This window comes from Oleiphilus sp. HI0080 (genome assembly GCF_001635135.1).
This window is the reverse complement of record NZ_LWFU01000524.1, coordinates 1-4,684: the sequence shown is the minus strand read 5'-3', so window position 1 is coordinate 4,684 and position 4,684 is coordinate 1. Positions and strand designations below refer to the sequence as shown.

The 4,684-nt window shown below is 47.4% G+C and carries 5 protein-coding genes; 2 read left to right on the top strand and 3 right to left on the bottom strand.

Translation table 11 applies throughout. The features are described 5' to 3' along the window. Positions 1 to 15 precede the first annotated feature (15 nt). Positions 16 to 510 (bottom strand): ribonuclease E activity regulator RraA, encoded by a 495-nt coding sequence (gene rraA, locus A3751_RS11135; protein WP_068455816.1) that lies wholly within the window; start codon positions 508 to 510, stop codon positions 16 to 18. Positions 511 to 551: 41 nt separating this feature from the next. Next, positions 552 to 2,912: a phosphoenolpyruvate synthase gene (gene ppsA, locus A3751_RS11130; RefSeq protein WP_068455819.1), complete on the bottom strand. Its 2,361-nt coding sequence runs from the start codon at positions 2,910 to 2,912 to the stop codon at positions 552 to 554. A 165-nt stretch (positions 2,913 to 3,077) separates the two neighbouring features. Between ppsA and A3751_RS11125 the strand changes: the two genes are divergently transcribed. Continuing rightward, positions 3,078 to 3,896 (top strand): pyruvate, water dikinase regulatory protein, encoded by an 819-nt coding sequence (locus tag A3751_RS11125; RefSeq protein ID WP_068455813.1) that lies wholly within the window; start codon positions 3,078 to 3,080, stop codon positions 3,894 to 3,896. A gap of 1 nt (position 3,897) precedes the next feature. Here A3751_RS11125 and A3751_RS11120 read toward each other — a convergent pair whose 3' ends face one another. Next, complete coding sequence (locus A3751_RS11120; protein WP_068455810.1) at positions 3,898 to 4,104, bottom strand: FAD-binding oxidoreductase; 207 nt, start codon at positions 4,102 to 4,104, stop codon at positions 3,898 to 3,900. A gap of 16 nt (positions 4,105 to 4,120) precedes the next feature. On the opposite strand from A3751_RS11120, the gene A3751_RS11115 reads away from it, so the two are divergent. Next, a complete protein-coding gene (locus A3751_RS11115) occupies positions 4,121 to 4,561 on the top strand; it encodes an EamA family transporter (protein WP_068455807.1) in 441 nt (146 codons plus the stop codon). Positions 4,562 to 4,684 lie beyond the last annotated feature (123 nt).

Below are 4,684 nucleotides of genomic sequence, written 5' to 3'. Positions count from 1 at the left end.
GATACGGAATTCAGTCTATGGCATTTCCAAAGCTTGTGGCGAAACGATAACGCCATTGTTGTCGGCATAAACATAATGGCCCGGTTTAAACACCACACCGCCAAATTTCACCTCGACATTTAAATCACCCAAACCACGTTTTTCAGTCTTTCGCGGATTACACGCCAACGCTTGCACACCTAATTGCGTTTGACGAATCACATCAACATCACGAATGCAGCCATAAATAATAAGTCCGGCCCAGCCATTGGATGCCGCCTTCTCAGCGAGCATATCACCCAACAAGGCATTTCGCTTAGAGCCACCGCCATCAACGACCATCACCCGACCTTCGCCCGGCAAGCCGACCTGCTCTTTGACAACAGAGTTATCCTCAAAACACTTAACGGTAACGATCTCACCACCAAATGCGTCTATCGCACCAAAGTTGTGGAACATTGGTTCAACAACTTCAACCAAGTCTTCGTATTTATCGCAGAGATCCGGCGTTATAATCTTTTTATCTGTCATAGCTTTATAAATCCTTTACTTCGTCCTTTTTCACATTATCTCTATTCGTCTTCAGCAAGATAGAACCACGTATCAAGCACTGAGTCTGGATTGAGCGAAACGCTATCGATGCCTTTTTTCATTAACCAGCGAGCCAGATCCGGGTGATCTGAAGGGCCCTGCCCACAAATTCCGATATATTTACCTGCTTTATTGCACGCATCAATTGCTTGACCAAGGAGCACTTTAATCGCTTCGTTTCGCTCATCGAACAAATGCGCGATAATGCCTGAGTCTCGATCCAAGCCAAGCGTCAACTGCGTAAGGTCGTTGGAACCAATCGAGAATCCGTCAAAATGCTCCAGGAACTGATCTGCCAAAATTGCGTTGCCTGGCAATTCACACATCATGATCACTCGCAGCCCGTTCTCGCCGCGTTTTAGACCTTGCGATGCGAGCAAATCAATCACCTGCTTCGCTTCGCCAACGGTGCGAACGAATGGAACCATCACTTCCACATTATCGAGTCCCATTTCTTCACGCACGCGTTTGAGGGCCTTACATTCGAGGTAGAAACAATCTCTGAATGTCTCGGAGATATATCGCGATGCTCCTCGGAAACCAAGCATCGGGTTTTCTTCTTCCGGCTCATATAAACTTCCGCCAATCAGATTCGCGTATTCGTTCGACTTAAAATCTGACAATCGAACGATTACTTTCTTTGGATAAAAAGCGGCTGCAAGCGTAGAAATCCCCTCAACCAATTTATCAACATAGAAATCTACTGGAGACTTATAGGCAGCAACACGCTTTGCAACGGTTTCCTGCACCTCCATTGGCAGAGAATCATAGTTGAGCAAAGCTTTTGGATGCACACCGATCATTCTATTGATAATGAATTCGAGCCGAGCAAGACCAACTCCGTCATTAGGGAGAGCACTGAAATCAAAGGCGCGATCAGGGTTACCAACGTTCATCATAATTTTGAACGACAAATCTGGCATCGATTCGACAGAGTTCTCCCGCAGTTCAAAATCCAACAAGCCGTCATAGATAAAGCCCGTATCACCTTCCGCACAGGACACCGTCACATTCGACCCAGAACTGAGCTTCTCCGTCGCATTGCCACAACCGACTACCGCAGGAATACCTAACTCGCGGGCAATGATGGCAGCATGACAGGTACGGCCACCACGATTGGTAACAATCGCAGAAGCGCGCTTCATAACTGGCTCCCAATCTGGGTCCGTCATATCTGTAACGAGCACATCGCCTTCCTGAACCTGATCCATGTCTGACAATCCATCAACAACACGCACCATTCCACTACCGATCTTCTGGCCAATACTGCGGCCTTCAACAAGCACGGTACCTGTCTCTTTCATCAGATAGCGCTCTAGGACTGCACTGCTCGAGCGGCTCTTTACGGTCTCTGGGCGCGCCTGAACGATATAGAGTTTTCCGTCGTCACCGTCTTTTGCCCACTCAATATCCATGGGTCGGCCGTAATGTTTCTCAATAGTGAGAGCTTGTTCGGTGAGCTCATTAATATCTTCATCGGTGATCGAAAAACGAAAACGATCTTCTTTATCCACTTTCACCGTCTCGACAAGCTGACCCGGCTCGCTTGAATAGATCATCTTGCTGGCTTTACTACCTAGGTTGCGACGAAGAATTGCAGGCCGACCGGCTTCAAATGTTGGTTTGTGAACATAAAACTCATCAGGGTTAACCGCCCCCTGAACGACCATTTCGCCCAAGCCATAAGAAGACGTAATAAAGACCGCATCGCGGAAGCCAGATTCGGTATCAAGCGTAAACATCACACCACTTGATGCAGTCTCACTGCGTACCATTTTCTGAATCCCAGCCGACAAAGCGACATCGATATGCGCAAAACCATGGTGAACACGATAAGAAATCGCGCGATCATTAAATAGAGAAGCGAACACCTCTTTAACAGCGTGCTTGACCGCTTCAATACCCGTCACGTTTAAAAACGTTTCTTGCTGACCCGCGAAAGACGCTTCCGGAAGATCTTCAGCCGTTGCGGACGAACGAACGGCCACAGCCATATGATCGTTACCGTCTTGAAGCTGAGCAAATGCATTTTCCAGCTCAGTATCTAACTGCGGGGGAAAGGGAGCATCCATGACCCAAGCACGAATCTCCGCGCCCGTTTCCACTAACTTTTTAACATCATCGACATCAAGCGCATCAAGGCGACTATGAATACGATCTGCCAAACCATCACTTCGCAAAAACTCGTTGAACGCATAGGCGGTGGTTGCAAAGCCCCCCGGCACACGCACACCAGTCGAACCAAGATTCGCGATCATCTCGCCGAGCGAGGCATTTTTGCCACCGACCCGATCAACGTCATTCATCCCAAGTTGGTCAAACCAAACGATATATTCCTGCAAGGCGAAACTCCTCTGAAACGGTACTGCCAGCCGAGAATTCGGCCGACTTAATAAGGTGCGCATAATAACACTTTATGCTAGCTTAATTTAGTAGACATCTTGAATCACTTGTATAAGCAAAACTTAGCAAACTAGCGCATAAATATAACAAGGTATTTATAAATTATGACAGATAAGCGAACAGCTTTTTTTATCTCAGACGGAACAGGGATCACCAGCGAAGCCCTCGGCCTGAGCCTTTTAAAACGCTTCGATACAATTCGATTCGAAAAAGAGACCTTGCCCTACGTAGACTCCGTTGAGAAAGCAAAAGAAGTGGTCGAACGTATCAATCAGCGTGCCGAACTGGATGGCGCGCGCCCTATTGTTTTTGACACACTCGTAGACGATACACTTCGCTCAATCGTTTCGAGCAGCAATGCCTTGCAAATTGACGTGTTTGCGGCATTTTTAGGTCCTCTAACAGAAGAGCTGGGCATTCAACCTGGAGACACTATTGGTCGTGCCCGGATTGGCGAAAGCTCTGACTATGAATACCGCATGGAAGCGATCAACTATGCACTGCATAATGATGACGGCGCTCGCACGAAACAGTATGACGAAGCGGATGTCATTTTGGTTGGCGTATCTCGAAGTGGTAAGACCCCAACCTGTCTCTACCTCGCTATGCAGTATGGCATTCAGGCTGCGAACTACCCGATTACAGAAGAAGACATCGAAGACCAAAAACTACCTGCACTTTTAAAAAGTTATCGCGGCAAGATTTTTGGTTTGACCATTGAACCTGAGCGCCTGTCTTTGATCCGTAACGAGCGCAAACCAAATTCGCGCTACGCAACGATGAAGCAGTGCAACTACGAAGTAGAAGAGGTGGAATTAATGTACCGCCGCGAACGAATTCCATTTATGAACACAACAGACTATTCCGTTGAAGAAATCGCAACACGTATTATGGTGCAATCGGGATTACAGCGGCGGTGTTGAGTTAGCGTTTTGCCGCTCGAGACATCGCACATGCCTTGCGAAACATTGAATTAGCCGGGTCGGCAAGCGCGTCGCGCTCTGGCCGGTATTGTTCAATATCAATGTAAGGCCGCTGTCCGCTAGCAAGCTCAGCTAATACTCTGCCATACCCCGCACTCATCGCTATCCCCGATCCATTGCAACCGGTACCAACGAAAACACCCGGCACTCGCTCAAGCGCTCTTATGGCGGCACTAGGCACAACCGGCTATACATTAATTGACCAATCAGTACTGACGAGACTATCAATCCACCCAGAGTTAAATGAGCCGAATTATATTCAATCAACCTTGTATATGTGGTGTCTCTCTGCCGCGTCTTCTACTGTGCTTTGCCTCTATTCACTAACTCTTAAGTCTGAGAGAAAGAATTGGCGAGACGTTATTGATTCAAAGAAACGAATGACCGGCGCAACTGCACTTATTATGACCCTCACGTACACGATGGTTTTGATCGCAATGCATGGTACTGAGAATGTTTCATATTTGGTGGCACTTCGCCAAACCAGCATCGTGATCGGAGTCATTCTTGGAGTAGTGTTGCTGAAGGAAACGTTTGGAAGGACTAAATTTGCAGGACTCAGCCTACTCATGGCCGGGATATGGACGATGATTCCAATCACCTAGCCCAAAAACATCTAAGATCTCGTAATTACGATGAAGTAAGCAAAATCAAACAGCTAGCCGACATTTGGCTAGCTGTTTGATTATCTAGCGGATAATCAAAGCTCGTGGATTTCTAAGCCGAGC